Source organism: Paracidovorax citrulli (assembly GCF_900100305.1).
Classification (GTDB): Bacteria; Pseudomonadota; Gammaproteobacteria; order Burkholderiales; family Burkholderiaceae_C; genus Paracidovorax; species Paracidovorax citrulli.
Map to the genome: position 1 here is coordinate 182,350 of NZ_FNEY01000005.1, position 26,428 is coordinate 208,777.

A 26,428-nucleotide genomic window follows, 5' to 3' on the forward strand; every position below is an offset into this window, starting at 1 on the left:
CAGCGCGCCGGCTCCTGCCCGCCATCCGGGGCTTGTGCTGGCGAGCACAGGCCCCAATTCATTTCTCGGTACAGTATCTGCATGACTGGAGAAAACATGAGCGCACTGGAAACACAGGCCCTGGGCATGATTCCCATGGTGATCGAGCAGTCGGGACGCGGCGAGCGGTCCTACGACATCTATTCGCGCCTGCTCAAGGAGCGGATCGTCTTCCTGATCGGCGAGGTGAACGACCAGACCGCCAACCTGGTCGTGGCGCAGCTGCTGTTCCTGGAGAGCGAGAACCCCGACAAGGATATTTCCTTCTACATCAACTCCCCCGGCGGCAGCGTGACGGCCGGCATGGCCATCTACGACACGATGCAGTTCATCAAGCCGGACGTGTCCACCATGTGCCTGGGCTTCGCGGCCAGCATGGGCGCCTTCCTGCTGGCGGCCGGCGCCAAGGGCAAGCGCTTCTCGCTGCCCAATTCGAAGATCATGATCCACCAGGTGCTCGGCGGCGCACGCGGCCAGGCCACGGACATCGAGATCCATGCACGGGACATCCTGCGTACCAAGGACCAGATGAACCGCATCCTGGCGGAACGCACCGGACAGCCCCTGGAAAAGGTCAAGGCCGACACCGAACGCGACTATTTCCTCACTGCCGACGAGGCCAAGGAATACGGCCTGGTCGACCAGGTGGTGACCCAGCGTCCCTGACCAGCGGCGTTGCCTCCGGCGGCGTTTTCTGCCAGGGAAGGCGTCCGCCGCCATTTCGTTATCATCCCGCCCACAGTTCCCGCAACACGAGGCAATGCCCCCATGGCCGAGAAAAAAGGCTCTTCCAGCGAAAAAACCCTTTACTGCTCCTTCTGCGGCAAGAGCCAGCACGAGGTGAAGAAACTCATCGCTGGCCCGTCGGTTTTCATTTGCGACGAGTGCATCGACCTGTGCAATGAGATCATCCGCGACGAGCTGCCTTCAACCGAAGGTGCGCGGGATTCGCGCGGCGACCTGCCGACCCCGTCGGAGATCAAGGCCAACCTCGACAACTACGTGATCGGCCAGGAAATCGCCAAGCGCACCCTGGCCGTGGCCGTGTACAACCACTACAAGCGCCTGCGCCACAAGGACAAGGCCGGCAAGGACGAGGTCGAGCTCGCGAAAAGCAACATCCTGCTGATCGGCCCCACCGGCTCGGGCAAGACCCTGCTGGCCCAGACCCTCGCGCGCATGCTCGACGTGCCCTTCGTGATGGCCGACGCCACCACCCTCACCGAGGCCGGCTACGTCGGCGAGGACGTCGAGAACATCGTCCAGAAGCTGCTGCAGAGCTGCAACTACGAGGTGGAACGGGCCCAGCGCGGCATCGTCTACATCGACGAGATCGACAAGATCTCCCGCAAGTCCGACAACCCTTCCATCACGCGCGATGTCTCCGGCGAAGGCGTGCAGCAGGCGCTGCTCAAGCTGATCGAGGGCACCATGGCCAGCGTCCCCCCCCAGGGCGGCCGCAAGCATCCCAACCAGGATTTCCTGCAGATCGACACGACCAACATCCTGTTCATCTGCGGCGGCGCCTTCGCCGGCCTGGAAAAGGTCATCGAGAACCGCACGGAGGCCTCGGGCATCGGCTTCGGCGCCGCCGTCAAGAGCAAGAAGCAGCGCTCGCTCACCGAGGTGTTCACCGAGATCGAGCCTGAAGACCTCATCAAGTTCGGCCTCATCCCCGAACTGGTCGGCCGCATGCCCGTGGTCACGGCGCTGGCGGAACTCAGCGAGGACGCCCTGGTGCAGATCCTCACGGAGCCCAAGAACGCCCTGGTCAAGCAGTACAGCAAGCTGCTGGCCATGGAGGGCGTGGAGCTGGAGATCCGCCCCGCCGCCCTCAAGGCCATCGCCCGCAAGGCCCTGGCCCGCAAGACCGGCGCCCGCGGCCTGCGCTCCATCCTCGAGCAGTCCCTGATCGGTACCATGTTCGATCTTCCCAATACCAGCAACGTGGAGAAGGTCGTGGTGGACGAATCCACCATCGAAGAGAACAAGGCCCCGTTGCTCGTCTACCGGGAAGCGGCCAAGAAGGCCTGAGCCGCCCTCCCCTGCCGGGGAGGCACTCGCCTGCGGCCGGACGCCCTGCCGCGGCCCCGGTCATCCAGGATGGTGCCGCGGGTTGAAAATACCGGCTGGTGGACCATATTCCACTCAGTTTCACAAGGATTCCCATGTCCGGACATACCCCCCTGCCAGCCACCCCCATCGACCTCCCACTGCTTCCCTTGCGCGACGTGGTGGTGTTCCCCCACATGGTGATTCCGCTGTTCGTGGGCCGGCCCAAGAGCATCAAGGCCCTGGAACTGGCCATGGACGCCGACCGGCGCATCATGCTGGTCGCCCAGAAGACCGCGGCCAAGGACGAGCCGCTGGTGTCCGACATGTTCGACGTCGGCTGCGTCTCCACGATCCTGCAGATGCTCAAGCTGCCCGACGGCACCGTCAAGGTGCTGGTGGAAGGCCAGCAGCGGGCCCAGGTCACCTCCATCGAGGACCATGAAAGCCACTTCACCTCCACCGTGACGCCCGTGCCCGCCAGCGACGGCGACCACAAGCCCAGCGAGATCGAAGCGCTGCGCCGCGCGGTGATGCAGCAGTTCGACCAGTACGTCAAGCTGAACAAGAAGATCCCGCCCGAGATCCTCACCTCCATCGCGAGCATCGACGATCCGGGCCGCCTTGCCGACACCATCGCCGCCCACCTGCCCCTCAAGCTGGAGAACAAGCAGGCCGTGCTGGACCTGGCCGATGTCAAGGAACGCCTCGAGAACCTGTTCGAGCAGCTCGACCGCGAGGTGGACATCCTCAACGTGGACAAGCGCATCCGCGGCCGCGTCAAGCGCCAGATGGAGAAGAACCAGCGCGACTTCTACCTGAACGAGCAGGTGAAGGCCATCCAGAAGGAACTGGGCGAAGGCGAGGAAGGCGCGGACATCGAGGAGATCGAGAAGAAGATCAAGGCCGCGAAGATGCCCGCGGACGCGCGCAAGAAGGCCGAGAGCGAACTCAAGAAGCTCAAGCTGATGTCGCCCATGTCGGCGGAAGCCACGGTCGTGCGCAACTACATCGAGGTCCTGACCGGCCTGCCCTGGAGCAAGCGCACGAAGATCAAGCACGACCTCGCCAACGCGGAGGAAGTGCTCAACGAGGACCACTACGGCCTGGACAAGGTCAAGGACCGCATCCTCGAATACCTCGCGGTGCAGCAGCGCGTGGACAAGGTCAAGGCCCCCATCCTCTGCCTGGTGGGCCCGCCCGGGGTCGGCAAGACCTCGCTCGGCCAGTCCATCGCCAAGGCGACGGGCCGCAAGTACGTGCGCATGGCGCTCGGCGGCATGCGCGACGAGGCGGAAATCCGCGGCCACCGCCGCACCTACATCGGCGCCATGCCCGGCAAGGTGCTGCAGAGCCTGAACAAGGTCGGCACACGCAACCCGCTCTTCCTGCTCGACGAGATCGACAAGCTGGGCACGGACTTCCGCGGCGACCCGTCCAGCGCGCTGCTGGAAGTGCTCGACCCGGAGCAGAACCACAAGTTCGGCGACCACTACGTGGAGGTCGATTTCGACCTGAGCGACGTGATGTTCGTGGCCACGTCGAACTCCATGAACATCCCGCCCGCCCTGCTGGACCGGATGGAAGTCATCCGCCTCTCGGGCTACACGGAAGACGAGAAGGCGAACATCGCCATCAAGTACCTGCTGCCCAAGCAGATGGTCAACAACGGCGTCAAGGACGAGGAGTTGCGGGTCGAGGAAAGCGCGGTGCGCGACGTCATCCGCTACTACACCCGCGAGGCAGGCGTGCGCTCGCTCGAGCGCGAACTCTCCAAGATCTGCCGAAAGGTGGTCAAGGGCCTGCAGCTCAAGAAGCTCGAGCCCCAGGTGGTGGTCACCGCGGACAACCTGGCCGAATACCTGGGCGTGCGCAAGCACACCTATGGCCGGGCGGAACAGCAGAACCAGGTGGGCCAGGTGGTCGGCCTCGCGTGGACCGAGGTCGGCGGCGACCTGCTCACCATCGAAGCCGCGACCATGCCCGGCAAGGGAACCATCACGCGCACGGGCTCGCTCGGCGACGTCATGAAGGAATCCGTGGAAGCCGCGCGCACCGTGGTGCGCAGCCGCGCCCACCGCCTGGGCATCAAGGACGAGGTGTTCGAGAAGCGCGACATGCACATCCACGTGCCGGACGGTGCCACGCCCAAGGATGGCCCGAGCGCCGGCGCGGCCATGACCACGGCCTTCGTATCCGCCCTCACGGGCATCCCCGTGCGCAGCGATGTCGCGATGACCGGCGAGATCACCCTGCGGGGCGAGGTCACGGCCATCGGCGGCCTGAAGGAAAAGCTGCTCGCGGCACTGCGCGGCGGCATCAAGACGGTGCTGATTCCCGAGGAAAACGTCAAGGACCTGCAGGAGATCCCGGACAACGTGAAGAGCGGCCTGGAGATCATTCCGGTCAAGTGGATCGACAAGGTGCTGGAAGTCGCCCTGGAGCGCAAGCCGATCGCGCTGACGGAAGAAGAGATCGCCGCGTCCATCACCGCCCGGGAAAACCGCCAGGCACAGGGCTCCACGGATTCCGTGAAGCATTGAACGCGAAATTTTTCCGGAACCACCCAAAAAGTGCGCTACAATTCACTCCATCGATGCCAAACGTTGTAGAATGCAAGGCTTCGGTAAATGCGGGAATAGCTCAGTTGGTAGAGCGCAACCTTGCCAAGGTTGAGGTCGAGAGTTCGAGACTCTTTTCCCGCTCCAGACTCCAAAAAAGGGGAAGCCAAAGCTTCCCCTTTTTGCCAAGGGAAGCATCTTCGGCGCGGTAGCAAAGCGGTTATGCACCGGATTGCAAATCCGTGTAGGTCGGTTCGACTCCGGCCCGCGCCTCCAGATACGGACAGCGGCTTGCACATCGATCGGTGTTCAAGCCGACTTGGCAAAGCACCAAAAAATGGTGCTACAATTCAAGGCTTGTTGACGAGGCAACGAATCAACAGCCAATGCGGGAATAGCTCAGTTGGTAGAGCGCAACCTTGCCAAGGTTGAGGTCGAGAGTTCGAGACTCTTTTCCCGCTCCATACATGGAACATGCGCAATGCGGGTGTTCAACAAAAAGGCCCTTCGGGGCCTTTTTTGTTTTTCACCTGGCCGGTATGCCCCCTCTTCCGGCATCCGCGGTCCCGAGCCCCTTTTGGCGCACGGCCGGGCTCGGGATGCCGTTTCTGCATGGGACAATCCTCCTTCATGACACCGGAACAGTACGTCCAACAAAAAGCCGCGGCGTCCGGCAGCAGCTTCTATTACGCATTCCTGTTCCTCCCGCCCGCCAGACGGGCCGCCATCACCGCCTTCTATGCATTCTGCCGCGAGGTGGACGACGTGGTGGACGAGGTGTCGGACGCCGGCGTGGCCCGGACAAAGCTGGCCTGGTGGCAGGCGGAAGTCGCCCGCTCGTTCGCGGGCCAGCCCCCGGCGCATCCCGTGATGCAGGCCTTGATGCCGCACACCGGCATGTACGGCATCGAGGAGCGCCACCTGCAGGCCGTGATAGAGGGGTGCCAGATGGACCTCGAACAGACCCGCTACCTGGACTTCCAGGGCCTTTCTCGGTATTGCCACCTGGTGGCGGGCATCGTCGGCGAGGTGGCGGCGCGCATCTTCGGCCCCTCCGACGAACGCACCGTGGAATACGCCCATACCCTGGGCCTCGCTTTCCAGCTGACGAACATCATCCGGGACGTCGGCGAGGACGCGATGATGGGCCGCATCTACCTTCCCGTGGCGGAGCTGCAGCAGTTCGACGTCAAGGCCCATGAAATCCTGAAGCGGCAGTATTCCGACCGTTTCACGGCGCTGATGCGCTTCCAGGCAGAACGCGCCCATGGTCTTTATGACAAGGCCCTCTCCCTGCTCCCGGGCGACCAGCGGCGGGCACAGAAACCCGGATTGATGATGGCCAGCATTTACCGGACCCTGCTGCGGGAAATCGAGAGGGACCAGTTCCAGGTGCTGCACCAGCGGATCGCACTCACGCCCCTGCGCAAGCTGTGGCTGGCGTGGAAGATGCAGGCCCTGGGCCGGATGTGATGGCGCTGCGCCGCTTCTTCCGGCCGCGTCCAGCCCTGGCCGCCTGTCGCGCCCGCAGGGCAGCCCCCTGCCCCCGCACTGTGGGCTGACGCCATGCAGGTGGCCGTCATCGGTGCAGGCTGGGCCGGCCTGGCTGCGGCCATCGCTGCCGCGCAGGCAGGCCACACCGTCTCCGTCTTCGAAACCGCCCGCATGCTGGGAGGCCGTGCCCGGGCCCTGGCGCCTGCGGAAGGAGCGGACACCAAGGCGCCTTTCCGCATGGACAACGGCCAGCACATCCTGATCGGCGCCTACTCCGAATGCCTGCGGCTGATGCGGCTGGTGGGCATCGATCCCGACGCCGCGCTGCTGCGCACCCCGCTCGCGCTCGTATTCCCGGATGGCAACGGGCTGCGCTTTCCCGACGCGGCGCCACCCTGGGATGCGATCCGGGGCATCGCGGGGGCCCGAGGCTGGCCCCTGGCTGACCGCCTGGCCCTGCTGCGCCGTGCGGTGCGCTGGCGGATTTCAGGGTTTCGCTGCCAGCCCCGCACCACCGTAGAGCAGCTCTGCCAAGGGCTTCCCGAGCGGCTCCTGCGCGAATTCATCGATCCCCTGTGCGTTTCCGCGCTCAACACGCCGATCGGGGCCGCCAGCGGCGCCGTGTTCCTGCGGGTGCTGCGCGACAGCCTGTTCAGTGGGCGCGGTGGTTCCCACCTGCTGCTGCCGCGCCGGGATCTGAGCGCGCTGTGGCCCGAGGCCGCGGCTGCATGGCTACAAACCCACGGGCATGCCGTGCATGCCGGCCGGCGCATCCAGTCCCTCGAGATCGCCACCGGCAGCCGAGGACAGGCCTGGCGCATGGATGGCATGCAATTCGACGCCGTCGTCGTGGCCACCACGAGCACCGAAGCCGCCCGGCTGGTCGCCGCAGCGGCGGACACGGCCCCGCCGCGCCCCGCCGCAGCCCTGCGAACATGGGCTGCCACCGCGGCGGCACTGCGTTTCACCGCCATCGCCACCGTGTACGCGAAGGCGGCCGGGGCCCTGCCGCCTGCGCTGGCAGGAAATGCCCCCATGCTGGCGCTGCGCAGCGGCCCCGAGGCTCCAGCCCAGTTCGTGTTCGACCGCGGCCACCTGGGCGGCGAGCCGGGACTGCTCGCGTTCGTGGTCAGCGCCTTCGAAGGCGAGCGGGCGGTGCTGGAACAGGCCGTTCTCCGGCAGGCGCGGGAACAACTGGGGCTGGAGGGGCTGCAAGTGCTGCGGACGATCGTCGAAAAGCGCGCCACCTTCGCCTGCCTGCCGGCACTGGATCGCCCTCCGCAGCACATCATGGCCGGCCTGGTGGCCTGCGGCGACTATGTCGCAGGCCCCTATCCCGCCACCCTCGAAGGCGCCGTCCTGTCAGGCACCGCGGCCGGCCGCAGCCTCTGAGAGCGCTTCGGGACTGCGCAGAGCCGGGCGGTCTCGGTACACCCCTACACCTGCCACCGCACCACCGGGCCGGGGAAGCACGTCGGCGAGCTTGAGCACGGCCATGCCGGTGTTGCCCCAGAAGCGCTCCAGACTCTCCCCGCGCTCGATGAGCAGCCGCTGCACCAGAGGCTCCAGGAAGGTGGTGGCAGGTTCCGCCAACAGCACATACCGCGGAGTCTCGTCGTCGGCCGCCCCATGGGCCGCCTCGTTGACCTGCACGATCCAGTCCAGCCCGGTCAGCGCTTCCAGCACCGGTTCGAGCTGCAGCACATCCACGCGCAGCGCTTGGGCCAGCCCGCCGGCATCCAGTCCGCGCTGTGGCGTGCAGCGGGCCGCATGCAACTGCTGCAGCACCTCGACCGCCAGCTGGAAGCTCCATCCCCGCTCGGTGGCCGTTCTCTCGACCCCCATGAGGAGGCTGGGCAGGTAGGCCGCCACCACCGCGCCGAGCAGCACGATCACCCACGCCACGTAGATCCACACCAGAAGAATGGGCAGGGTCGCGAAAGCGCCGTAGAGCACCGAATAGGTGGGCACGGAGGCGATGTAGAGCCCCAGCACCTTCTTGGCCACCTCGATGCCCACCGACACGAACACCCCGCCGGACCAGGCATGCCGCCAGCGCACCTGCGTGTTGGGCACATAGCGGTACAGCGCCGCCGTGCCCCCGGCCAGCAGCAGGAATTCGATGGAGTCGAACAGCAGCCGGGCACTGTCCGGCAACGCACCTTCGAGGCCGCGCGATGCGCTGGATGCGACCGACGTGGTCAATGCCAGGCTCGCGGCGAGCACCAGCGGCCCGAGCGTGATGACGGCCCAATAGATCAGCACCCGCTGTCCCAGGGGGCGCAGGCGGGGCACGCGCCAGATGTTGTTCAGCGTACGGTCGATCGTGAGGATGAGCGCGAGGGCCGTGGCCAGCAGGATGGAGAACCCCGCCACCCCCAGTCCGCTCGCCTTGGCGGCGAACTGGGTCAGGTACCCCAGCACCTGCCGTGAAATGCTGTCCGGCACGAGGCTGTCCACCAGCCAGCGCTGCAAACCCGTCTGCAGCGTGCGGAAGATCGGGAAGGCCGTGAAAATGGCCAGCGCCACGGTGAAGAAGGGCACCAGGGCCAGCAGCGTGGTGAATGTCAGGCTGCTCGCGGTGAGGCCCAGGCGGTCCTCCCGGAAGCGCTCGCGCAGCGTGTGCGCGGTCGTGCGCCAGGGAAAGCGCGACAGGTCCGACAGCACGGTTTCGAATCGCCGCGCGAGGTGGGCAATGGGCATGGCCGATATGATGCCATCCCGATGCCTGGATCCTCCGCGCCCATCCCCGCCCCAACGGCCCCCACCATCGCGCTCACCCGCTGGCTCGCCGTGGGCAGCCTGCTGGGTCTCATCGTGCTTTGCCTGGCCTGGGAGCTCTGGCTGGCGCCGCTGCGCCCCGGCGGCTCCTGGCTGGCGCTCAAGGCGCTGCCGCTCGCTCTGCCGCTGGCGGGCCTGCTCAAGCGCCGCATGTACACCTACCGCTGGGTCAGCCTGCTGGTGTGGCTGTACTTCACCGAAGGGGTGGTGCGCGCATGGAGCGATGCACCGCCGGGACGCTGGCTGGCGTGCGCGGAGATCGTGCTCTGCCTGGGCCTGTTCACGGCATGCGCTCTGCACGTGCGGCTCCGGCAGCGCCATGCCGGCGCCCGCACGGCGCGGTCGCATCCCGCCACGCCCCCATGACCCCGGTCCGCCGCTGCCGTCCTGCGTTCCTCTCCCGTTTCGTTGTCACGAGAAGATTTCCATGACCGCCTCCCTGATCGACACCCTGCGCCAGATCGTCGGCGCCAACCATGTCCTGGCCGATGGCGACCTCACTGCCTGGGAGCAGGACTGGCGCCGGCGAGCCCGCGGCAAGGCCCTGGCCGTGGTCCGCCCCGCCAGCACCGCCGAGGTGGCTGCCGTGGTGAAAGCCTGCGCCGCCCACGGCACGGCGCTGGTGCCCCAGGGCGGCAATACCGGCCTGGCGGTGGGCTCCATCCCCGATGCATCGGGCACGCAGGTGGTGCTGAGCCTCACGCGCATGAATGCAGTGCGCAACGTCGATGCCGACAACCTCACCATGACGGTGGAGGCCGGCTGCATCCTGCAGAATCTGCAGGACACGGCCGAAAAGGCCGGGCTGCTCTTCCCGCTCAGCCTGGCGGCCGAAGGCAGTTGCACCATCGGGGGCAACCTCGCCACCAACGCCGGCGGAACGCAGGTGGTGCGCTACGGCAACACGCGCGACCTGTGCCTGGGGCTGGAAGTGGTCACGCCGCAGGGCGAGGTCTGGAGCGGGCTGAAGGGCCTGCGCAAGGACAACACCGGCTACGACCTGCGCGACCTGTTCATCGGCAGCGAGGGCACGCTGGGCATCATCACCGCCGCCACCATGAAGCTCTACCCCCGTCCGGCAGCCAGCCTCACTGCCTGGGCCGCGGTACCGTCCATGGCGCACGCGGTGCAGCTGCTCGCACTGGCCCACGGCCACCTGGGTGCCAGCCTGACGGGCTTCGAGGTCATGGGCCGCTTCGCGCTCAGCCTCGTGAACAAACACATGCCGCAGTTGCGCGTGCCCTTCATCGACCAGGAGGAAGTGCCCTACGGCGTGCTGCTGGAAAACAGCGACAGTGAATCCGAGGAGCACGCCCGCGCCCGCTTCGAAGCGCTGCTGGAGACCGCCTTCGAGGCCGGCTGCGTGGTGGACGCCGTGGTGGCGGAGAACCTCGCCCAGGCGCACCAGCTGTGGCACATCCGCGAGAACATTCCGCTCGCCCAGGCCGAGGAAGGGCTGAACATCAAGCACGACATCTCCGTGCCCATCTCGCGCATCCCGGCCTTCGTGGAGCATGCGGACGCGCTGCTGCAGCGCGAGATCCCGGGCGTGCGCCTGGTCAATTTCGGCCACCTGGGGGACGGCAACCTGCACTACAACGTGCAGGCGCCTGCGGAGGGCGATGCCAAGGCCTTCCTGCGCGACCAGGAAGACCGCGTGAACCATCTCGTTTACGAGGCCGTGGCCGCGTTCGGCGGCTCGTTCTCCGCCGAGCACGGCGTGGGCGCGCTCAAGGTGGACAAGCTGCAGCAGTACCAGTCCCCCGTGGCGCTGGCGATGATGCGAGCCATCAAGGGAGCGCTCGACCCCCAGGGCCTGATGAACCCGCAATGCATGTTGCCGGTGCGGGCGGACCAGGCCATCAGCTGATGGCAGCGGTTCAGCGCCGCGCGTTCTCCATCATCGTGCGCACTTCGGCCGGCATCTGCACGCCGCGGCCATAGTCCTGCACGTCCCACTCCTCATCGCCCGTCTGCAGCCATACGCGCATCGCGTCGCGCGTGGGGTCGAGCACCACGGCCGCCGACTCCGATCCGCCCTGGTGCGGCCGGTTGCCGGTGATGTAGAGCAGGTTTCCCTCCTTGCGCAGCGGTCCGCTGGTGCCCATGTTCTGCAGGAGCACGGGATAGTTCACGGGGCCCAGCAGGCCCTTCAGGCGTTCGGCCATGGGCCCGGCACGCAGGAAATCCACGCCGTCCGAGGGATAGCGCCCCACCAGTGCCTGCATTCCGGCCCAGCGGTCGGCCGCCGCGGGAGCGGGAGCGGGAGCGGCAGGCGCTGCCACGGCCGGGGCGGGCGGCGGGGTGGTGGGCGGCGGCGCAGGTGACAGAGGCACGTTGCTGGCGCAACCCGTCAGCGACAGCAGGGCGGCCAGCGGCCACGCCGCCAGGGAAGGGAAGGAAAATCGCGACGATGTATCGGGCATGTTGGCAAGGCCGGCCCGGCGGGCCGGGGAATGGTGCAACGCCCGAGCTTAGCGCCTTCACGGGCTCCAGGCCCGGCTCCGGCAGCCCGCGGGCCCACACCCTAGAATCCACGGCTCCATCGTTGCGAACGCGCTTGCGCCTGCTGCCCATGAATGCCCCCGCCCGCCCCGTGCGCTCCCAGTACGAAGATTTCATGCGCCACGTCTATACCCATGGCGTGGCCAAGGGCGACCGCACCGGCACCGGCACCCGCAGCGTGTTCGGCTACCAGATGCGGTTCGACCTGAACGAGGGCTTTCCACTGGTCACCACCAAGAAGGTCCACCTCAAATCCATCATCACGGAGCTGCTCTGGTTCCTCACCGGCTCCAGCAGCAACCACTGGCTGAAGGAGCGCGGCGTCACCATCTGGGACGAATGGGCCCGCGAGGACGGCGACCTGGGGCCGGTCTACGGCGTGCAGTGGCGCAGCTGGCCCACGCCGGACGGCGGCCATATCGACCAGATCAGCCAGGTGGTCGAAACGCTCAGGACCCATCCCGACTCGCGCCGCATCATCGTCAGCGCCTGGAACGTGGCCGACCTGGACAAGATGGCCCTCATGCCCTGCCACGCGTTCTTCCAGTTCTACGTGGCACCGCCGCAGGCCGCCGGAGAGCGGGGCAAACTGAGCTGCCAGTTGTACCAGCGCAGCGCCGACATCTTCCTGGGAGTGCCCTTCAACGTCGCGAGCTACGCGCTGCTGACCCACATGATGGCGCAGCAGTGCAATCTGGAGGTGGGCGATTTCATCTGGACAGGCGGCGACTGCCACATCTACAGCAACCATTTCGAGCAGGTGGAGCTGCAGCTTTCTCGCGCCCCGCACCCCTATCCCACGCTGCACATCCTGCGCCGGCCGGACAGCCTCTTCGACTACCGTTTCGAGGATTTCGAAGTGCGCGACTACGCGCACCATCCCGCCATCAAGGCGCCGGTCGCGGTCTGACCATCCCGTTTTCCAAACGCTTCCAGCTTCCTCCCGATGTCTTCCCACGGCTTTCATGTCCATGGGCCGCACGACCACGCTGTCGAGCATGCCGCCCAGCACGCCCATCCCGATGCCGACCATGGCGCCATGACCAACCGCATCGCCATGGCGACGGCCATCATCGCCACGGTGGGTGCCATCTTCTCGTACATGGGCGGCGCCACGCAGGCCAATGCCGGCCTGATCAAGAACGATGCCGCCATCAAAAAAACGGAGGCGGCCAACCAGTGGGCCTATTACCAGTCCAAAAGCACCAAGCAATCGGTCACCGAACTGGCGCGCGACTTGGCACCGGACAACCGCAGGCCGGAGCTGCAGACCCGGCTGGATCGCTACGAGCAGGAGAAAAACGACATCAGGCACAACGCCGAGGCGCTGGAAGCGCAGTCGCTGGCGCTGGATGAACAAAGCGAGCAGCAAATGCACCAGCACCACCGCTGGGCCCAGGCCACCACCATGCTGCAGGTCGCCATCGCGCTGGCCGCCATCGCCCTGCTCACGCGCCGCAAATGGCTGCAGTGGGGGATGTATGGCGTCGCAGGCCTGGGAATCGCCATCGGCGTCCTCGCGGCCCTCCACCTCTGAACAATGCCATGACACTGCGACTCATCTACGCACGGGCCGCCAATGGCGGCATCGGTCTCCACAACGCCATGCCCTGGCACCTGCCCGAAGACCTGGCGCATTTCAAGCAGCTCACGCTGGGCGCCACGGTGGTCATGGGGCGCAAGACCTGGGATTCCCTGCCTGCCCGCTTCCGTCCCCTGCCCGGCCGCACGAACATCGTGGTCACGCGCCAGGCCGGCTGGCACGCGGACGGCGCCCTGTCCGCCTCCAGCCTGGAGCAGGCGGTGGAACTGGCCCGGCCGCATGGCGATACGGTATGGGTGATGGGCGGTGCGCAGATCTACGCCCAGGCCCTTCCGATGGCGGACGGCGTGGAGGTCACCGAAATCCACCGGGATTTCGAAGCGGACGCCTTCGCCCCCGTGCTGGGCCCCGAATGGGAGGAGACCGCGCGCACCCCCGTGCAGACCTCCGCCGGCAGTGCGGCCCTTCCCTTTTCCTTCGTCAGCTACCGGCGCCGCTGAAGCCGCCCGCCGGCAAGCTCCGTCCTTCCTCGCATCACTCTCCCTCCTATGAAGCTGGCCACCTGGAACGTCAACTCCCTCTCCATACGGCTGCCCCAGGTGCTGGCCTGGCTGGCCGACAACCCCGTGGATGCCATCGGCCTGCAGGAACTCAAGCTGGTGGACGAGAAATTCCCCCACGATGCCTTCGAATCCGCCGGCTACCACGCCGTGAGCTTCGGGCAGAAAACCTACAACGGGGTCGCCATCCTGAGCCGCACGCCCGTACGCGACGTGGTGCGCAACATCCCCGGGCACGAAGACACCCAGGCCCGCGTGATCGCGGCGACGCTGGACACGCCCCAAGGCCCGCTCCGGTTCATCAACTGCTACTTCGTGAACGGCCAGGCCCCGGGCACGGAAAAGTTCGCCTACAAGATGCTCTGGCTGGCCGCGCTGCACCGATGGGTCAGGGAGGAACTGCTCGCCCATCCTCGGCTGGTGCTCGTGGGCGACTTCAACGTAGCGCCGGAAGACCGTGACTCCTTCGATCCCGTGGGCTTGAAAGACACCATCCACCACACCGTGGAAGAGCGCACCCATTTCCAGAGCCTTCTGCAACTGGGCCTCACGGACGCCTACCGCATGTTCGAGCAACCCGAGAAAAGCTTCTCGTGGTGGGACTACCGCATGCTGGGTTTCCAGAAGAACCGGGGCTTGCGCATCGACCATATCCTGGTGAGCGAAGCCCTGCGCGGCCAAGTCACCGCGTGCACGATCGACCGGCAACCTCGCAAGAACCCGCAGCCCAGCGACCACGCGCCGGTCGTGGCCACGCTCGGCTGACACTGCCAGCCGACAACGCGCAAAACAAAAAAGCCGCGGCCCGCAGCGCAACGCGGCTGCGGGCTTCGCGGCTTATCACCTGCCAGCGGCGGGCAGGCAATGCCTACCGACTGAACTCAGGGCGCAGCCTTATAGCGGTCCCGCAGGTCGCGAACTTCGTCGTGGTTGCGCTGGGCACCCTCCGCCTGGCGTTCGACCAGGCTGCGTACGGAAGCGGGCAGCGAAGCCTTGAGCGCCTTGCGGTAACGCGCCACAGCGGCATCCTCACCCCGCTCGCACTCCTCCAGGACGGCCTTGTCGTCACGGGTGCTCAAGGCAGTCTTCACGGACACCCAGCCCCGGTGCAGCGCCCCCGACATGGAACCGCCGCTCGACGGTTCGCCGCCGTGGTTGCGGATCTCGCGCTCCAGCTCCGCGGCCGCGGCAGCGCACTCGCTGGCATGGCGCAGCAGGATGCCCTTGAGTTCGGGGGATTCGGCATGCTCGGCCGATGCGCGGAATCCGTATTCGCCATCGCGGCAGGACTCCAGCAGATCGTCCAGCACGTCCACCACGTCGTCGTTGTCCACCAGTGCGGTATCGCCCGTCGTGGATTGCGTCATGCTGCCCACGGCGGCGCCCACACCGGCTCCGCCCGCGGTGGTGGTCCTGCCACTGCCGGCACGCTCCCAGGCGGCACGGGTCGCCGGACGTGCCTCGTCCCACTCCATGCCGCTGGTGCCCCGCGCCTGGCCCCAGTCACGCGCCAGATGGGGCTCCACCGTATCGAAGTCTCCTTCGTAGCGCCCCACGGAACTCCAGCCCAGTTCATAGGCAGGGCGGTACTCGTCGTACGTGCGACCATTGCGGTAGTACGGCTCCCGCTGGTAGCTTTCGCGCCAGTAGGCGTCTTCCACCGTAGGGTTCACGGACTCTGCAGCAGCCTTGCCTGCGAGGCCGCCGACCACGGCGCCCGCAACGCCGCCCACGGCTGCGCCGATCGGCCCGCCGAAGGACCCCGCCGCCGCGCCGGCAACGGCACCGCCTGCGGCGCCAACCCCGGTTCCCACGGGATGGGCTCCAGGCTCATTGGTCAGGGGGTCGCGGTTTGCATCGTTGAAATCCGACATGAATTCGCTCCGGTTGGTTGAACAGTGCACTGATTGTGGAAGGCACCGCTTGTCCGGAGGGTCGGCGCGTGCGTGGCTGCGCTGTAGGAGAGGCGCCAGCGGAACGGATGAGCAAACATTCGCCCAATCTCATCCTATTGCTACGAAAACAGGAGCAAACCGATCGCGACCGGATATGCCCCATCCGTGTCAGGACACCGGATCGTCGGAAGGGCCGAGGCCCAGCTCCTGGATCTTGCGCGTGATCGTGTTGCGACCGATGCCCAGACGCTGCGCGGCCTCCATCCGCCGGCCGTGGGTCGCGGACAGCGCCGTACGGATCAAGCGCGATTCGAACCGGCGCGTGAGCACGTCCCACACCTCCGGCTGCCCCGTCGCCAGCAGCTTCTGGGCTTCGGCCTCCAGCGCATGCTCCCAGCCCGAGGGTTCGCCCAGCGGCCCGTGGGCGATCGCCGCCTGCACGGGTGCGGCGGCATGCACGGGCGTATGGCCGCCCTGGGGCGCCCAACTGCCCGCCAGACCTGCAGGCCACCCGGCGCCGCGTTCGTCCCGGGAAATCCCTGCCTGCATGCCGGAGCCGGGCACATCGCCCCCCCCGGCCGCAGGCGCCGGTATCTCCGGGCGAGCCTCTGCGCTGGACATCAGCGGATCCACGGGCGCATGGCCGTCCAGCACCTCGGGTGGCAGATCCTGCAGCGAAATCACCTGGGCGGGTGCCATCACTGTCAGCCAATGGCAGATGTTCTCCAATTGCCGCACATTGCCCGGGAACGAGAATTGCCCAAGCCGTGCCAAAGCGGCGTCGGAAATACGCTTCGGTTCGACCCCCAGCTGGCGTGCGCTCTGCTGCAGGAAGTGCCGCGTCAGCATCGGCACATCCTCGTGCCGCTCGCGCAATGCGGGCAGCCGCAGACGGATCACGTTGAGGCGGTGGAAAAGATCCTCGCGGAACACCCCGTCCTTGACGCGCAGCTCCAGGTTCTGGTGCGTTGCGGCAATGACGCGGACGTGCGCCTTCACCGCGGCATGTCCCCCCACCCGATAGAACTGCCCGTCCGACAGCACCCGCAGCAGGCGCGTCTGCAGGTCGAACGGCATGTCACCGATTTCATCGAGGAACAGCGTTCCCCCTTCCGCCTGCTCGAACCGGCCGCGCCGCTGGGTCTGGGCGCCGGTGAATGCACCCCGTTCATGGCCGAACAGTTCGCTCTCCAGCAAGTCCTTGGGGATCGCCGCCGTGTTGATCGCGACGAAGGGCCCTTCGGACACCGGCGAATGCTTGTGCAGCGCCCGGGCCACGAGCTCCTTGCCGGAGCCGGACTCGCCGGTGATCAGCACCGTCACCTGACTCTGGCTCAGCCGCCCGATCGCACGGAATACGTCCTGCATGGCAGGCGCCTGGCCCAGCATCTCGGGCGTGGCGGTCTGGCGCTCCTCCGTGACCTCTTCCCGCTGGCTTTCCTCGACCGCACGGCGGATCAGCTCCACCGCCTTGGGCAGGTCGAACGGCTTGGGCAGGTATTCAAAAGCACCGCGCTGGAACGCGGACACCGCGCTGTCGAGATCGGAATACGCGGTCATGATGATGACCGGCAGGCCAGGTTGCTGCTGCCGCACCTGCTCCAGCAACTGCAGGCCCGAGCCCCCGGGCATGCGGATGTCGCTGACCAGCACCTGCGGCCCCTGGCGCGCAGGGTCTCCGGCCGTTACGTCGGCCAGCGCATCAAGCACCTCGCGCGGGTGGGTGAAACTGCGTGTCGGCAGGTTCTCTCGGGCCAGCGCCTTTTCCAGGACGAAGCGGATCGAGGGGTCGTCATCTACTATCCAGATCGGCTTCATGTGTGAGTTCTACCTTGTCTCGAAGTGAATGTCTCCGGACCTCAGGGCAAGGGAATGAGGATGCGGAAATCGGTGCGACCCGGAACGCTGTCGCATTCGATCAAGCCGTGGTGGCGCTGCACGAAAGTCTGTGCAAGCGTCAGTCCCAGCCCCGACCCTCCATCGCGCCCCGTCACCAGCGGATAGAAGATCCGCTCCTTGATCGCTTCGGGTACGCCCGGTCCGTTGTCGATGACATGCAATTCCAGTGCCAAGCGATACCGCTGCCGCCCGAAGGTCACCTGCCGCGCGACGCGCGTGCGCAGCGTGATCACGGCATCGCCGGTGGCGATGCGTTCCGTCAGCACCTGGGCCGCGTTCTGCACGATGTTCAACACCGCCTGGATGAGCTGCGCCCGGTCTCCGCGGAATTCCGGAATCGAGGTGTCGTAGTCGCGCTGCACGCGCAGGCCGTGGGGGTACTCCACCAGCACCAGCGAACGCACGCGCTCGCACACCTCATGGATGTTCACGTCGCCCACCAGGTGCGGATGCCTGTGCGGCGCCAGCAGCCGGTCCACCAGGCTCTGCAGGCGGTCGGCCTCATGGATGATGACCTGGGTGTATTCGGCAAGCTCCGGATTGTCGAGCTCCATCTCGAGCAACTGGGCCGCCCCCCGGATGCCCCCGAGCGGATTCTTGATCTCGTGCGCCAGGTTGCGGATCAGCTCCTTGTTGGCCAGGGCCTGCTCCCGCAGGCGTTCCTCCCGGTCCTGCCGCGCCTGGGCTTCCAGCGGCCACATCTCCACCAGGATTTCGCCGGTCTGCTCTGCCACCGCCACGTTCACGTGGACGGGTATCTGCTCCTGAAGAGGCCCGCGCCGCAGCCCCGCCTCGAAGCGCAATGCCGCGAAATCCTGCCCGCGGGCCCCGGCCAGGGCCGTCTGCAGCAACGCCGGATCCGTGAAGAAGGAGCAGAAGTCGGCGCTTTCCAGCGTGCGCCGCGACAGGCCCAGCATGTTCTCCAGCGATGCATTCGCGAACATCACGGAGCCGTCCTGATGCAGCACGGCCACCAGCGTGGACACGAGATCCAGGGCGACATAACGCGCGGCAGGGAGCGCGGAAGGGCTCGAGGCCACGCTCAACGGCCAGCTGGCGAGGGCAGGCGTGCCAGCTCGCGCTTGATGCCGGCCACGTCGCTTTCCGCACGGGACACGGCGGCCTTGAGTTCGGCGGTCCGCTCCATATAGACCTGCGGATTGCGCAGCTCCAGTGCCGTGCGCTGGGGCTCGCCGTTGTTGTACTCCCGGGTCAGATCCGCCAGCCGGGCTTCCGCTTTGCGCAGTTCCGCCTCCAGGATGGCACGCGCGTCGGAATCGCGGGCGCGCTGGTCATTGGCGTCCACGCGCGGCGCGTTGGACGGCGACGCTGCAGGTGCACCGCCGCCTCCCGAGGAAGACGGGTGTGCAGCGCCGCCGCCGGAGTGCCGGGATCCCTGCACCACCGTGACGTTCCCGCCTTCCACGAGCTTGCAGCCCCGCTCTCTGGCCTGGGACACGTTGTTGGTGTACTCGTTGCCGCAGCGGTAGATGCGGTCCTGGGACCAGGCGGTCGGCGCCAGGGCGGCCAGCGCCATGAGCACGGTGAGAGTTTTAGTCATTCAAAATCCTCGCGGGGCATGCCGTCGGCACGCGGAAGCTGACCGGAAGTATCCCCCAATCGCCCGGCCGCCGCCATGCATCGCCGCGCCCCGGAGGGTCTTCCCCTTCGCCTGCCGGTATGGCGGGGCCCCTGGAACCGCGCATGGAGTCCGCGCCCATGAAAAAGGGCGGCCGAAGCCGCCCTGTCGCATCTCGCCCCCAGGCACGAGGCCCGGGCCGCGCTGATCACAGCGAGTAGTACATGTCGTACTCGACCGGGTGCGGAGCCATGCGGAAGCGCGTGACTTCGCCCATCTTCAGCTCGATGTAGGCGTCCAGCATGGAGTCCGAGAACACGCCGCCCTTGGTCAGGAAGCCGCGGTCCTTGTCCAGGTACTCCAGCGCCTGGTCGAGGCTGTGGCACACGGTGGGCACCAGCTTGTCTTCCTCGGGCGGCAGGTGGTAGAGGTCCTTCGTGGCGGCTTCGCCCGGATGGATCTTGTTTTCCACGCCGTCCAGGCCGGCCATCATCAGTGCGGAGAAGCACAGGTACGGGTTCGCCGAAGGATCCGGGAAACGCGCCTCGATGCGGCGGCCCTTGGGGTTGGCCACGTACGGGATGCGGATCGAGGCCGAGCGGTTGCGGGCGGAGTAGGCCAGCTTCACGGGAGCCTCGAAACCGGGCACCAGGCGCTTGTAGCTGTTCGTGCCGGGATTGGTGATGGCATTCAGGGCACGGGCGTGCTTGATGATGCCGCCGATGTAGTACAGCGCGAAGTCGGAGAGGCCCGCATAGCCGTCGCCGGCGAACAGGTTCTTGCCGTCCTTCCAGATGGACTGGTGCACGTGCATGCCGGAGCCGTTGTCGCCGGCGTAGGGCTTGGGCATGAAGGTGGCGGTCTTGCCGTAGGCGTTGGCCACGTTCCACACCACGTACTTGAGCACCTGGGTCCAGTCGGCACGCTCGACCAGCGTGCTGAACTTGGTGCCGATTTCGTTCTGGCCGGCACCGGCCACTTCATGGTGGAACACCTCGACCGGGATGCCCAGCGATTCGAGGATCAGGGCCATTTCGGCGCGCATGTCCTGCGTGCTGTCCACGGGAGGCACGGGGAAGTAGCCGCCCTTGACCGTGGGACGGTGGCCGCGGTTGCCGCCTTCCAGCTTCGCGCCGGAGTTCCAGGGCGCTTCGTACTCTTCGATCTCGAACATGACCTTGCCGGGCTCGTTGCTCCAGCGCACGCCATCGAAAATGAAGAACTCGGGTTCCGGACCGAAGAAAGCCGTGTCGCCCAGGCCCGAGGCCTTCAGGTAGGCTTCCGCGCGCTTGGCGATGGAGCGGGGATCGCGGTCATAGGCCTTGCCGTCGCCCGGCTCGATCACGTCGCACTGCAGGAACAGCGTGGTTTCCTCGAAGAACGGATCGATGTTGGCGGTGTTGGGGTCGGGCATGAGCTGCATGTCCGAAGCCTCGATGCCCTTCCAGCCCGCCACCGAAGAACCGTCGAAAGCGTGGCCCGACGAGAACTTGTCTTCGTCGAAATGGGAAACCGGCACGGTGACGTGCTGCTCCTTGCCGCGGGTGTCGGTGAAGCGGAAGTCCACAAACTTGACTTCGTTCTCCTTCACCATCTTCATCACGTCTGCAACGGTCTTTGCCATCAGGATCTCCAGGATTTAGCGTTTGTTGAAAAAAACACGGCCTACAAAAAGCAGATAACGTGCCAGCATGCACTAACGCGGAGCATGCACGTCTTCCGCAACAGCCCGTCGCCCGGCATGCACCAGAAACGGGCTCCACTCTCTCCAGGGCCCTGCATCAGGTGCTCCGCACCAATTCGGGGCCAAGGCGCGCACCAAAATCGTGCAAACCCTGGAGCAATTCATTCCATGCCGGCAGAACCAGGGCCGAGTCGCCCTTGACCCCCAGTTCGATATGCCGGCCATGGACCGGATGGTCCACGCTGGGCAGGCTGAACACCTTCACGCCGGCATGGCCTGTCTCCACTTTCTCCATCAGTGGCGTGAGCGCGGCCTCCATGGCACCGTACACCACCACCGACCGTTCGGTCTGCGGCCGGCGGTTGAACCACTGCCGGCAGTGCTCGTCGAGCACCCACTCCATCATGGGCCAGGCCATCACCGGAAAGCCCGGGAAGAAATGCACCGTGCCGCCGCCCGGGCCATCGCACGAGAAGCCGGGGATCTTGTTGTAAGGGTTGGGGATGATTCGTGCCTCCCGGGGGAACACACCCATGTTCAGCCGGTGCACATTGTCTGCGCGGTCCGGCTCGTAGGGCACGCCCTGCTCCCGGGCGACGTCCCGCATCCTCTCGCGGATCAGCTCTGCCGCCTCCGGGTGCAATTCCAGCTCCGTGCCGAGCGCGCTGGCGGCGCACTGGCGAGTGTGGTCATCCGGCGTGGCACCGATGCCGCCGCACGAGAAGACGACATCGCCGGACTCGAAAGCCCTTCGCAGCGTAGCGGTGATGCGCGCGGGATCGTCTCCGACATAGTCCGCGTACGCCAGCGGGATACCGCGGGCACCCAGCAATTCGATGGCTTTCGACAGATGCTTGTCGGCGCGCTTGCCGGAAAGGATTTCGTCACCGACGATGACGAGACCGAATGATGGAACCGTGGTCATGGCTGATGTCCAGGAGGGGTGGTCGAAGAAGTCCCGGGAAGCGGACTTGGAGGCACGCCAGGCCCGATGGCCACTGCGTCCACGCCCCGCCCACCGGAGCCGGAGGCCCGCAACTGCGCCAGCACTGCCAGGCAATAGTGCGCGAACCACAGGGAAGAAAAGGCGAATACCAGCGTATAGATCCAGACCGCCACGGGGATCAGGACCAGGAATGCTGCCGCGAACACGATGCCCGAGGCCCAGACGATGCCGGGAGCAGCCCCCAGGTAGCCCGTGACCACGCCGATGCCCAGCAACTGCATTTTGTACTGCCGCATGATCGTCTCGCGCTCCGCCTTGTCGGCGTGTTCGCCCAGAGCGTCGAAAGCCATCACTCGGTACGTCAGCCATCCCCAGATCAGCGGCGGAAGTACCAGCACCAGCGGAGGAATGAACCACAGCGGAATGGAAAGGACCAGCGCCACCAGCGCCGCCACGGTCGAACCCAGCGACCAGGCCAGGCTCGCCAGAAAGGAGCCGCGGCCCCGGCGCTCGAGCGACGGGAACCGGCGCCGAGCGACCAGAGACACCAGCGCGGGTGCCATCAACATCGCCACCGCGAGCACCGACAGCACGACGATGGCGGGGGTGATCAAAACCACCAGCAGCACGGGCGCCAGCAACGCCGGCCCCTCCACCCCGAATCCCTGCAGCCATCCCCAGAGGAAAGACAGCCACTCGGAACCCGCGAGCAGGGCACCGAGGGAAGCCACCGCGCCGTCCCACCACAGGTACCAGAACAGCCCGGTCAGAAGAACGATCAACAGCAGCGGCAGCAACGAGAGGGCAATCACCCGCGGATGCAGGCAGTAACCCACGGCGCGCCAGAACGAATCGATGAGCAGCCTCATGGTTGCAAGCATAGCCCGAAGGTGAAACCCTTCAGTCCTTGCCGGCCAGCCTCATCAATCCACGCCACTGCTGCCGCCAGAAGCCTCGGCCATAGTCCCGCACCCGGCCTTCCGAGTCCGCCTCGACCTGGTCACGGATACCGGTGGGGTCGTACCGGAGCTCGAAATTGGCGGTCCCGAACAGCATGTCCCACCAGGGCAGAAGCACACCGAAATTGTGTCCTCCCAGCACCGGCGTCCGTTCCCCGTTCCTGGCGGGCCCCTCGTGACCCAGGCCGATGGAATGGTGCAGGCGATGGAAGCGGGGACTCACCCACAGGCGCTCGCCCCACTTCCCGAACCACACTCGCAAATTGGCGTGGTGGAAGTTTTCGCTCAGCTGGGTTACGGCCACGATGGCGACGAACTGGCCCGGCGGCACCCCGATCAGCTGCGCCACGACCACGATGATCGCATCCGTCAGCACGTCGTCCAGCAGGTGGTTGCGGTTGTCGCTCCACATGGTCATCTGCCGTTGGGAATGGTGGAGCGCATGCAGTTTCCACCACCATTCGAAATGATGCTGCCCCCGATGGATCCAGTAATTCAGGAAATCGAAAACCACCAGGTAGATCAACAGGCTGACCCAGGGCACGTCGGTGACGCCCGGCCATACCTCATCCAGGTGGAACGTGCTGAAGCCCTCGACCCGGAGGATGCCGAACAGCGAATCCCACAGCGGATCCACGCTGAAAAACAGCGCGAGCCGGAAGAGCCCCAGCCGGTGGATCAGCGTGTAGAGCACATCGGTACGGATGGACGCGCGATCGGTCACCGGCTCCACGGGCCTCCACCGCTGCAACGGCGCGATGAGGCACAGCATCACGCCCAGTTGCAGGATCCCCACCAGCAACCAGCCGGTGGCCGCATAGCCGTCTTCCAGCAGATTGGCCATCCCGAGCGAGAACATCGCCGGCTGCACGATGGTCTCGAACAGCCATTGCTGCGCCATATCGAATACTTGACTGAGCCCGTCCATAGCCCCCGCTCCGATCCGCCCTGATCGCCCAGGTTCCGCTCACCGCACGGGATGAGCGGCAATCCAGCCCTGGTACCCGGGATGGTCCCGCAGCGTGCGGAAACAGAATCCACGGGACTTCAGCCCCTCGATCAGGGGCTCGAGCACAGCGGGCGCCCACGGGTCCTTGCGCGACCAGATGCCCAGGTGCGCCAGCAGGATGTCGCCCGGCCGGATGCGCTCCAGAGCCTGCCGGAGCAGCGCCGGATTGCTGTAGCGCTCGCTCGGAAGCTCATCGCCCAGGAAGCCGGCGGGAGACCACCCCACATGGGCGTAGCCACAGCGTTTTGCGGCCTCCAGCAGGCGGGCGGAGGTTTTTCCACCCGGTGCCCGGAACAGCGGCAACGGTGGTTGCCCGGTGATCTCTTTCAGACGTGCTTCGGATCTGGCGATTTCGGCGCAGTACTGCTGTGCCGTGACAGTGAACTCCTGGCCCGCCCGCGGGCCGGCCGATGGCCGCACCCGGAAGCTCGGAGATTCCGCAGGACCGGCATCCGCACGCCAATAGACGTGGTCGTAGGTATGGGATGCAAAAGCATGGCCCTCTGCCGCGCGAGCCTTCCACCAGCCCGCCCAGAAATTGCCCAGGCTGCCGTCGCCTTCCTGCGTCTTCTCGTTCGCAGCAAAAAAAGTCACGAGCACATGCTGGCGCTTCAACACATCGGCGATGAGGGGGGCGACGCCCATGTGACCCGTGTCCAGAGTCAGATAGACCGGCTTGTCGCATGCAGCACCCGCCGCGCCCGCAGGCGGCACCAGGGACAAGACCACCGCACAGATCAAGCCCGCGCGGCTCACTTGGCCTGCTCGTGGCATCCTGGCCTTACCGGGGAGCATGCTGGAGCGTCCACACACCGTGCGGAGACTTGCCCACGTTGATGCGCTGCACCACCTTGCGCTCCACGGTATCGATGACCAGCATCTTCTTTGCCCAACGGGCGCTGACGTAGATCCACCGACCATCCGGGGAGACATCCATGCAGTCCGGCCCGCCGGGGGCCGGGTACACGTCCACCACCTTCTGGGTGGTCATGTCGATCTTGCTGATGGTGTTGGCCACGCGGTTGCTGACAAAGATATGACGCTTGTCGCCGGCCCCGCGGAACGCATGCGCCCCGCTGCCGGTCTTGATGCGCTGGACCAGCCTGGGCTCCGCGCCCGAGACATCGAACACCTCGACGCCATCGCCGCCGGTGAGGCCCACGAAAAGGAACTTGTCGTCAGCGGAGCCATAGATATCTGCGGGCATGGGCCCCGTCTTGGTGCGCCAGCGGATCTTCTGCGTGGCGATATCGATGGCCACCAGTTCGTCACTGTCCTGCATGGTCGAATACACCACGCGACTGCCGCTGTCCACCCAGAGATGGCTCGGCGTGCGCCCCGTGGCCACGCGCTGAACCAGCGTCAGGTCGTGGCCATCCCAGCGATAGAAATCCACATGGTTCAGGCGGTTCGCCGCAGTGATCAACCACTTCATGTCAGGTGTGAAACGGAGGTGGTACGGATCGACGATGTTCCTTACCGTTCTCTGCACCTGCGCGGTGCGCGGATCGATGAAGGTCAGGCTGTCTGCCAGCGCATTCGCCACGACGAGGGATTTCTCGTCGGGCGTGAGATACATGTGGTGCGGCTCCTTGCCCGTGGGAATCCTCCGCACTTCCTGCCATGTGGCCGGATCGATGATGCTCACATCGGCATCGAGCGAGTTCAGCACGAACACCGGAGGCGGAGTGGTCGTCGCCAAGGCGGCACCCGTCCAGAAGAAGCCGGAGCACACGATCGAAAAAAGCCACCGAGGGCACTTGCGCATATTCATATCCAAGCCGTTACCACGCCACCATCTTCACTGCACATCCAAGCGCCACGCCCGAGGCTCAACCTTCAAAGATCCTGCGGACATCCTCTTCACGGAGCCACCGCCAATCACCAGCCTGCAGATCATCGGGCAAATGCAAGCCACCGATGCGGATGCGGTGCAACTGCTCCACACGGTTACCCACGGCAGCCACCATCCGCTTGATCTGGTGGTACTTTCCTTCGGTGACCGTGAGATCGAAAACCGGGCCTTCCTGGAGGACGCAGTCCACAGCGATCACCGGTTTCGGATCATCGTTCAATACGACGCCCTTCAGTAGCTGATCCTTCTGCTGTTGAGAAAGATCATACTTGGCGTGCACCCTGTAGGTCTTTTGTATTTGTTTCTTCGGAGAGCTCACGCGGTGGATGAAACTGCCGTCATCGCTCAGCAGCAACAGTCCCGTCGTGTCTTGGTCCAACCGTCCGATGGTCTGCACGCCGAGGATCTTTCCCGGTCCTGGCCGCTGCCGCAATGGGTCAGGCAGCAAGGTATAGACGCTGGGATAAGTGGATGGTTTCTGTGAACACTCCACGGCCGCCGGCTTGTTCATCATGACGTAGGCCCGCTCGTGCCATTGCCAAGCCGTGCCCTGAACATAGAAGGTCAAGCCCTCGGGATCGACGTCCAGCCCGGCATCGGTGCAAGTCCATGCTCCGCCAGCATCGCCTTTCTCACGCAGTTGAACATGGCCATGCTGGATCAGGCCGGCGCATACCCTTCTGGTGCCAAACCCTTGGGAATACAGGATATCTTGCAATTGCACAATCTGGATCTCCAAAAAGCAAAACGCCCTCAGACCAATGATGATCTGAGGGCGGTTTGGGCTGTAGGAGCCTGACGATGACCTACTTTCACACGGGAACCCGCACTATCATCGGCGCAAAGTCGTTTCACTGTCCTGTTCGGGATGGGAAGGAGTGGGACCAACTTGCTATGGTCATCAGGCATAAAGGGTTGCTGTCGAGCATTGTGTGCAGGACGGCGAATTCATAGAGCAAATCAGCTTGTGTGTTTGATTGCGTCACTTGGCATAACAACTTGACGGATTTGTCAAAGTTATAGGGTCAAGCCGCACGAGCAATTAGTACTGGTTAGCTTAAGCGCTT

General features: G+C 65.7%; 24 protein-coding genes, 3 tRNA genes and 1 rRNA gene. 14 read left to right on the plus strand and 14 right to left on the minus strand.

Annotation, left to right across the window (positions count from 1 at the left end):
* Nucleotides 1–96 precede the first annotated feature (96 nt).
* From clpP to hpnE, 8 genes are all read left to right on the plus strand, one after another.
* A complete protein-coding gene (clpP, locus tag BLR99_RS05440; protein ID WP_011794600.1) occupies nt 97–705 on the plus strand; it encodes an ATP-dependent Clp endopeptidase proteolytic subunit ClpP in 609 nt (202 codons plus the stop codon).
* Nucleotides 706–807: 102 nt separating this feature from the next.
* A complete protein-coding gene (gene clpX / locus BLR99_RS05445) occupies nt 808–2,073 on the plus strand; it encodes an ATP-dependent Clp protease ATP-binding subunit ClpX (RefSeq protein ID WP_011794599.1) in 1,266 nt (421 codons plus the stop codon).
* A gap of 134 nt (nt 2,074–2,207) precedes the next feature.
* Nucleotides 2,208–4,634: an endopeptidase La gene (gene lon, locus BLR99_RS05450; RefSeq protein ID WP_011794598.1), complete on the plus strand. Its 2,427-nt coding sequence runs from the start codon at nt 2,208–2,210 to the stop codon at nt 4,632–4,634.
* An 89-nt stretch (nt 4,635–4,723) separates the two neighbouring features.
* A tRNA-Gly gene (locus BLR99_RS05455) sits at nt 4,724–4,799 on the plus strand.
* A 55-nt stretch (nt 4,800–4,854) separates the two neighbouring features.
* A tRNA-Cys gene (locus tag BLR99_RS05460) sits at nt 4,855–4,928 on the plus strand.
* Nucleotides 4,929–5,040: 112 nt separating this feature from the next.
* Nucleotides 5,041–5,116, plus strand: a tRNA-Gly gene (locus BLR99_RS05465).
* A gap of 166 nt (nt 5,117–5,282) precedes the next feature.
* Nucleotides 5,283–6,125 (plus strand): presqualene diphosphate synthase HpnD, encoded by an 843-nt coding sequence (gene hpnD, locus BLR99_RS05470; RefSeq protein WP_041827871.1) that lies wholly within the window; start codon nt 5,283–5,285, stop codon nt 6,123–6,125.
* A 93-nt stretch (nt 6,126–6,218) separates the two neighbouring features.
* Nucleotides 6,219–7,538, plus strand: a complete 1,320-nt coding sequence (hpnE, locus tag BLR99_RS05475) for a hydroxysqualene dehydroxylase HpnE (RefSeq protein WP_011794596.1) — start codon at nt 6,219–6,221, stop codon at nt 7,536–7,538.
* On the opposite strand, the gene BLR99_RS05480 is transcribed toward hpnE, so the two are convergent.
* A complete protein-coding gene (locus BLR99_RS05480) occupies nt 7,509–8,849 on the minus strand; it encodes a YihY family inner membrane protein (RefSeq protein ID WP_011794595.1) in 1,341 nt (446 codons plus the stop codon). The two genes, hpnE and BLR99_RS05480, sit on opposite strands and share 30 nt — an antisense overlap.
* A gap of 21 nt (nt 8,850–8,870) precedes the next feature.
* Between BLR99_RS05480 and BLR99_RS05485 the strand changes: the two genes are divergently transcribed.
* Both BLR99_RS05485 and BLR99_RS05490 read left to right on the plus strand, forming a co-directional pair.
* A complete protein-coding gene (locus tag BLR99_RS05485; protein WP_011794594.1) occupies nt 8,871–9,293 on the plus strand; it encodes a DUF2069 domain-containing protein in 423 nt (140 codons plus the stop codon).
* A gap of 61 nt (nt 9,294–9,354) precedes the next feature.
* A complete protein-coding gene (locus BLR99_RS05490) occupies nt 9,355–10,797 on the plus strand; it encodes an FAD-binding oxidoreductase (protein ID WP_011794593.1) in 1,443 nt (480 codons plus the stop codon).
* A gap of 10 nt (nt 10,798–10,807) precedes the next feature.
* Here BLR99_RS05490 and BLR99_RS05495 read toward each other — a convergent pair whose 3' ends face one another.
* A complete protein-coding gene (locus BLR99_RS05495) occupies nt 10,808–11,353 on the minus strand; it encodes an Ivy family c-type lysozyme inhibitor (RefSeq protein ID WP_011794592.1) in 546 nt (181 codons plus the stop codon).
* Nucleotides 11,354–11,502: 149 nt separating this feature from the next.
* On the opposite strand from BLR99_RS05495, the gene BLR99_RS05500 reads away from it, so the two are divergent.
* Genes BLR99_RS05500 through xth form a run of 4 tightly spaced genes read left to right on the plus strand, consistent with a single transcriptional unit; the run spans nt 11,503 to nt 14,300 of the window.
* Nucleotides 11,503–12,342, plus strand: coding sequence for a thymidylate synthase (locus BLR99_RS05500; RefSeq protein WP_074686910.1), 840 nt, complete (start codon nt 11,503–11,505; stop codon nt 12,340–12,342).
* A gap of 36 nt (nt 12,343–12,378) precedes the next feature.
* Nucleotides 12,379–12,969, plus strand: coding sequence for a DUF4337 domain-containing protein (locus BLR99_RS05505; RefSeq protein WP_011794590.1), 591 nt, complete (start codon nt 12,379–12,381; stop codon nt 12,967–12,969).
* An 8-nt stretch (nt 12,970–12,977) separates the two neighbouring features.
* Nucleotides 12,978–13,475, plus strand: a complete 498-nt coding sequence (locus BLR99_RS05510) for a dihydrofolate reductase (RefSeq protein WP_011794589.1) — start codon at nt 12,978–12,980, stop codon at nt 13,473–13,475.
* Nucleotides 13,476–13,523: 48 nt separating this feature from the next.
* Nucleotides 13,524–14,300, plus strand: a complete 777-nt coding sequence (gene xth / locus BLR99_RS05515; protein ID WP_011794588.1) for an exodeoxyribonuclease III — start codon at nt 13,524–13,526, stop codon at nt 14,298–14,300.
* 116 nt (nt 14,301–14,416) lie between these two features.
* On the opposite strand, the gene BLR99_RS05520 is transcribed toward xth, so the two are convergent.
* The 12 genes from BLR99_RS05520 to rrf all read right to left on the minus strand — a co-directional run bounded on the left by BLR99_RS05520 (nt 14,417) and on the right by rrf (nt 26,267).
* Nucleotides 14,417–15,409, minus strand: a complete 993-nt coding sequence (locus BLR99_RS05520; protein WP_011794587.1) for a ferritin-like domain-containing protein — start codon at nt 15,407–15,409, stop codon at nt 14,417–14,419.
* 189 nt (nt 15,410–15,598) lie between these two features.
* Nucleotides 15,599–17,248 (minus strand): nitrogen regulation protein NR(I), encoded by a 1,650-nt coding sequence (gene ntrC, locus BLR99_RS05525; protein WP_011794586.1) that lies wholly within the window; start codon nt 17,246–17,248, stop codon nt 15,599–15,601.
* A 41-nt stretch (nt 17,249–17,289) separates the two neighbouring features.
* Nucleotides 17,290–18,369 carry a nitrogen regulation protein NR(II) gene (gene glnL / locus BLR99_RS05530; protein WP_170838022.1) on the minus strand — a complete coding sequence of 360 codons (1,080 nt, stop codon included), beginning with the start codon at nt 18,367–18,369 and terminating at the stop codon, nt 17,290–17,292.
* Nucleotides 18,370–18,371: 2 nt separating this feature from the next.
* Nucleotides 18,372–18,890, minus strand: a complete 519-nt coding sequence (locus BLR99_RS05535) for a hypothetical protein (RefSeq protein ID WP_011794584.1) — start codon at nt 18,888–18,890, stop codon at nt 18,372–18,374.
* 226 nt (nt 18,891–19,116) lie between these two features.
* Nucleotides 19,117–20,532: a type I glutamate--ammonia ligase gene (gene glnA / locus BLR99_RS05540; RefSeq protein WP_011794583.1), complete on the minus strand. Its 1,416-nt coding sequence runs from the start codon at nt 20,530–20,532 to the stop codon at nt 19,117–19,119.
* 157 nt (nt 20,533–20,689) lie between these two features.
* The gene (locus BLR99_RS05545; RefSeq protein WP_011794582.1) at nt 20,690–21,517 is read right to left on the minus strand and encodes a competence/damage-inducible protein A; all 828 of its coding nucleotides are present in this window, start codon (nt 21,515–21,517) and stop codon (nt 20,690–20,692) included.
* Nucleotides 21,514–22,407, minus strand: coding sequence for an EI24 domain-containing protein (locus BLR99_RS05550; RefSeq protein ID WP_011794581.1), 894 nt, complete (start codon nt 22,405–22,407; stop codon nt 21,514–21,516). The genes BLR99_RS05545 and BLR99_RS05550 overlap by 4 nt, the downstream gene beginning before the upstream one ends.
* A gap of 31 nt (nt 22,408–22,438) precedes the next feature.
* Nucleotides 22,439–23,425 (minus strand): sterol desaturase family protein, encoded by a 987-nt coding sequence (locus BLR99_RS05555; protein WP_011794580.1) that lies wholly within the window; start codon nt 23,423–23,425, stop codon nt 22,439–22,441.
* A gap of 39 nt (nt 23,426–23,464) precedes the next feature.
* Nucleotides 23,465–24,301 carry a polysaccharide deacetylase family protein gene (locus BLR99_RS05560; RefSeq protein ID WP_011794579.1) on the minus strand — a complete coding sequence of 279 codons (837 nt, stop codon included), beginning with the start codon at nt 24,299–24,301 and terminating at the stop codon, nt 23,465–23,467.
* A complete protein-coding gene (locus BLR99_RS05565; RefSeq protein ID WP_017438009.1) occupies nt 24,288–25,274 on the minus strand; it encodes a YncE family protein in 987 nt (328 codons plus the stop codon). The genes BLR99_RS05560 and BLR99_RS05565 overlap by 14 nt, the downstream gene beginning before the upstream one ends.
* Before the next feature lie 64 nt (nt 25,275–25,338).
* The gene (locus BLR99_RS05570; RefSeq protein ID WP_041827868.1) at nt 25,339–26,085 is read right to left on the minus strand and encodes a pseudouridine synthase; all 747 of its coding nucleotides are present in this window, start codon (nt 26,083–26,085) and stop codon (nt 25,339–25,341) included.
* 69 nt (nt 26,086–26,154) lie between these two features.
* Nucleotides 26,155–26,267 (minus strand): 5S ribosomal RNA (gene rrf, locus BLR99_RS05575).
* Nucleotides 26,268–26,428: the final 161 nt, after the last annotated feature.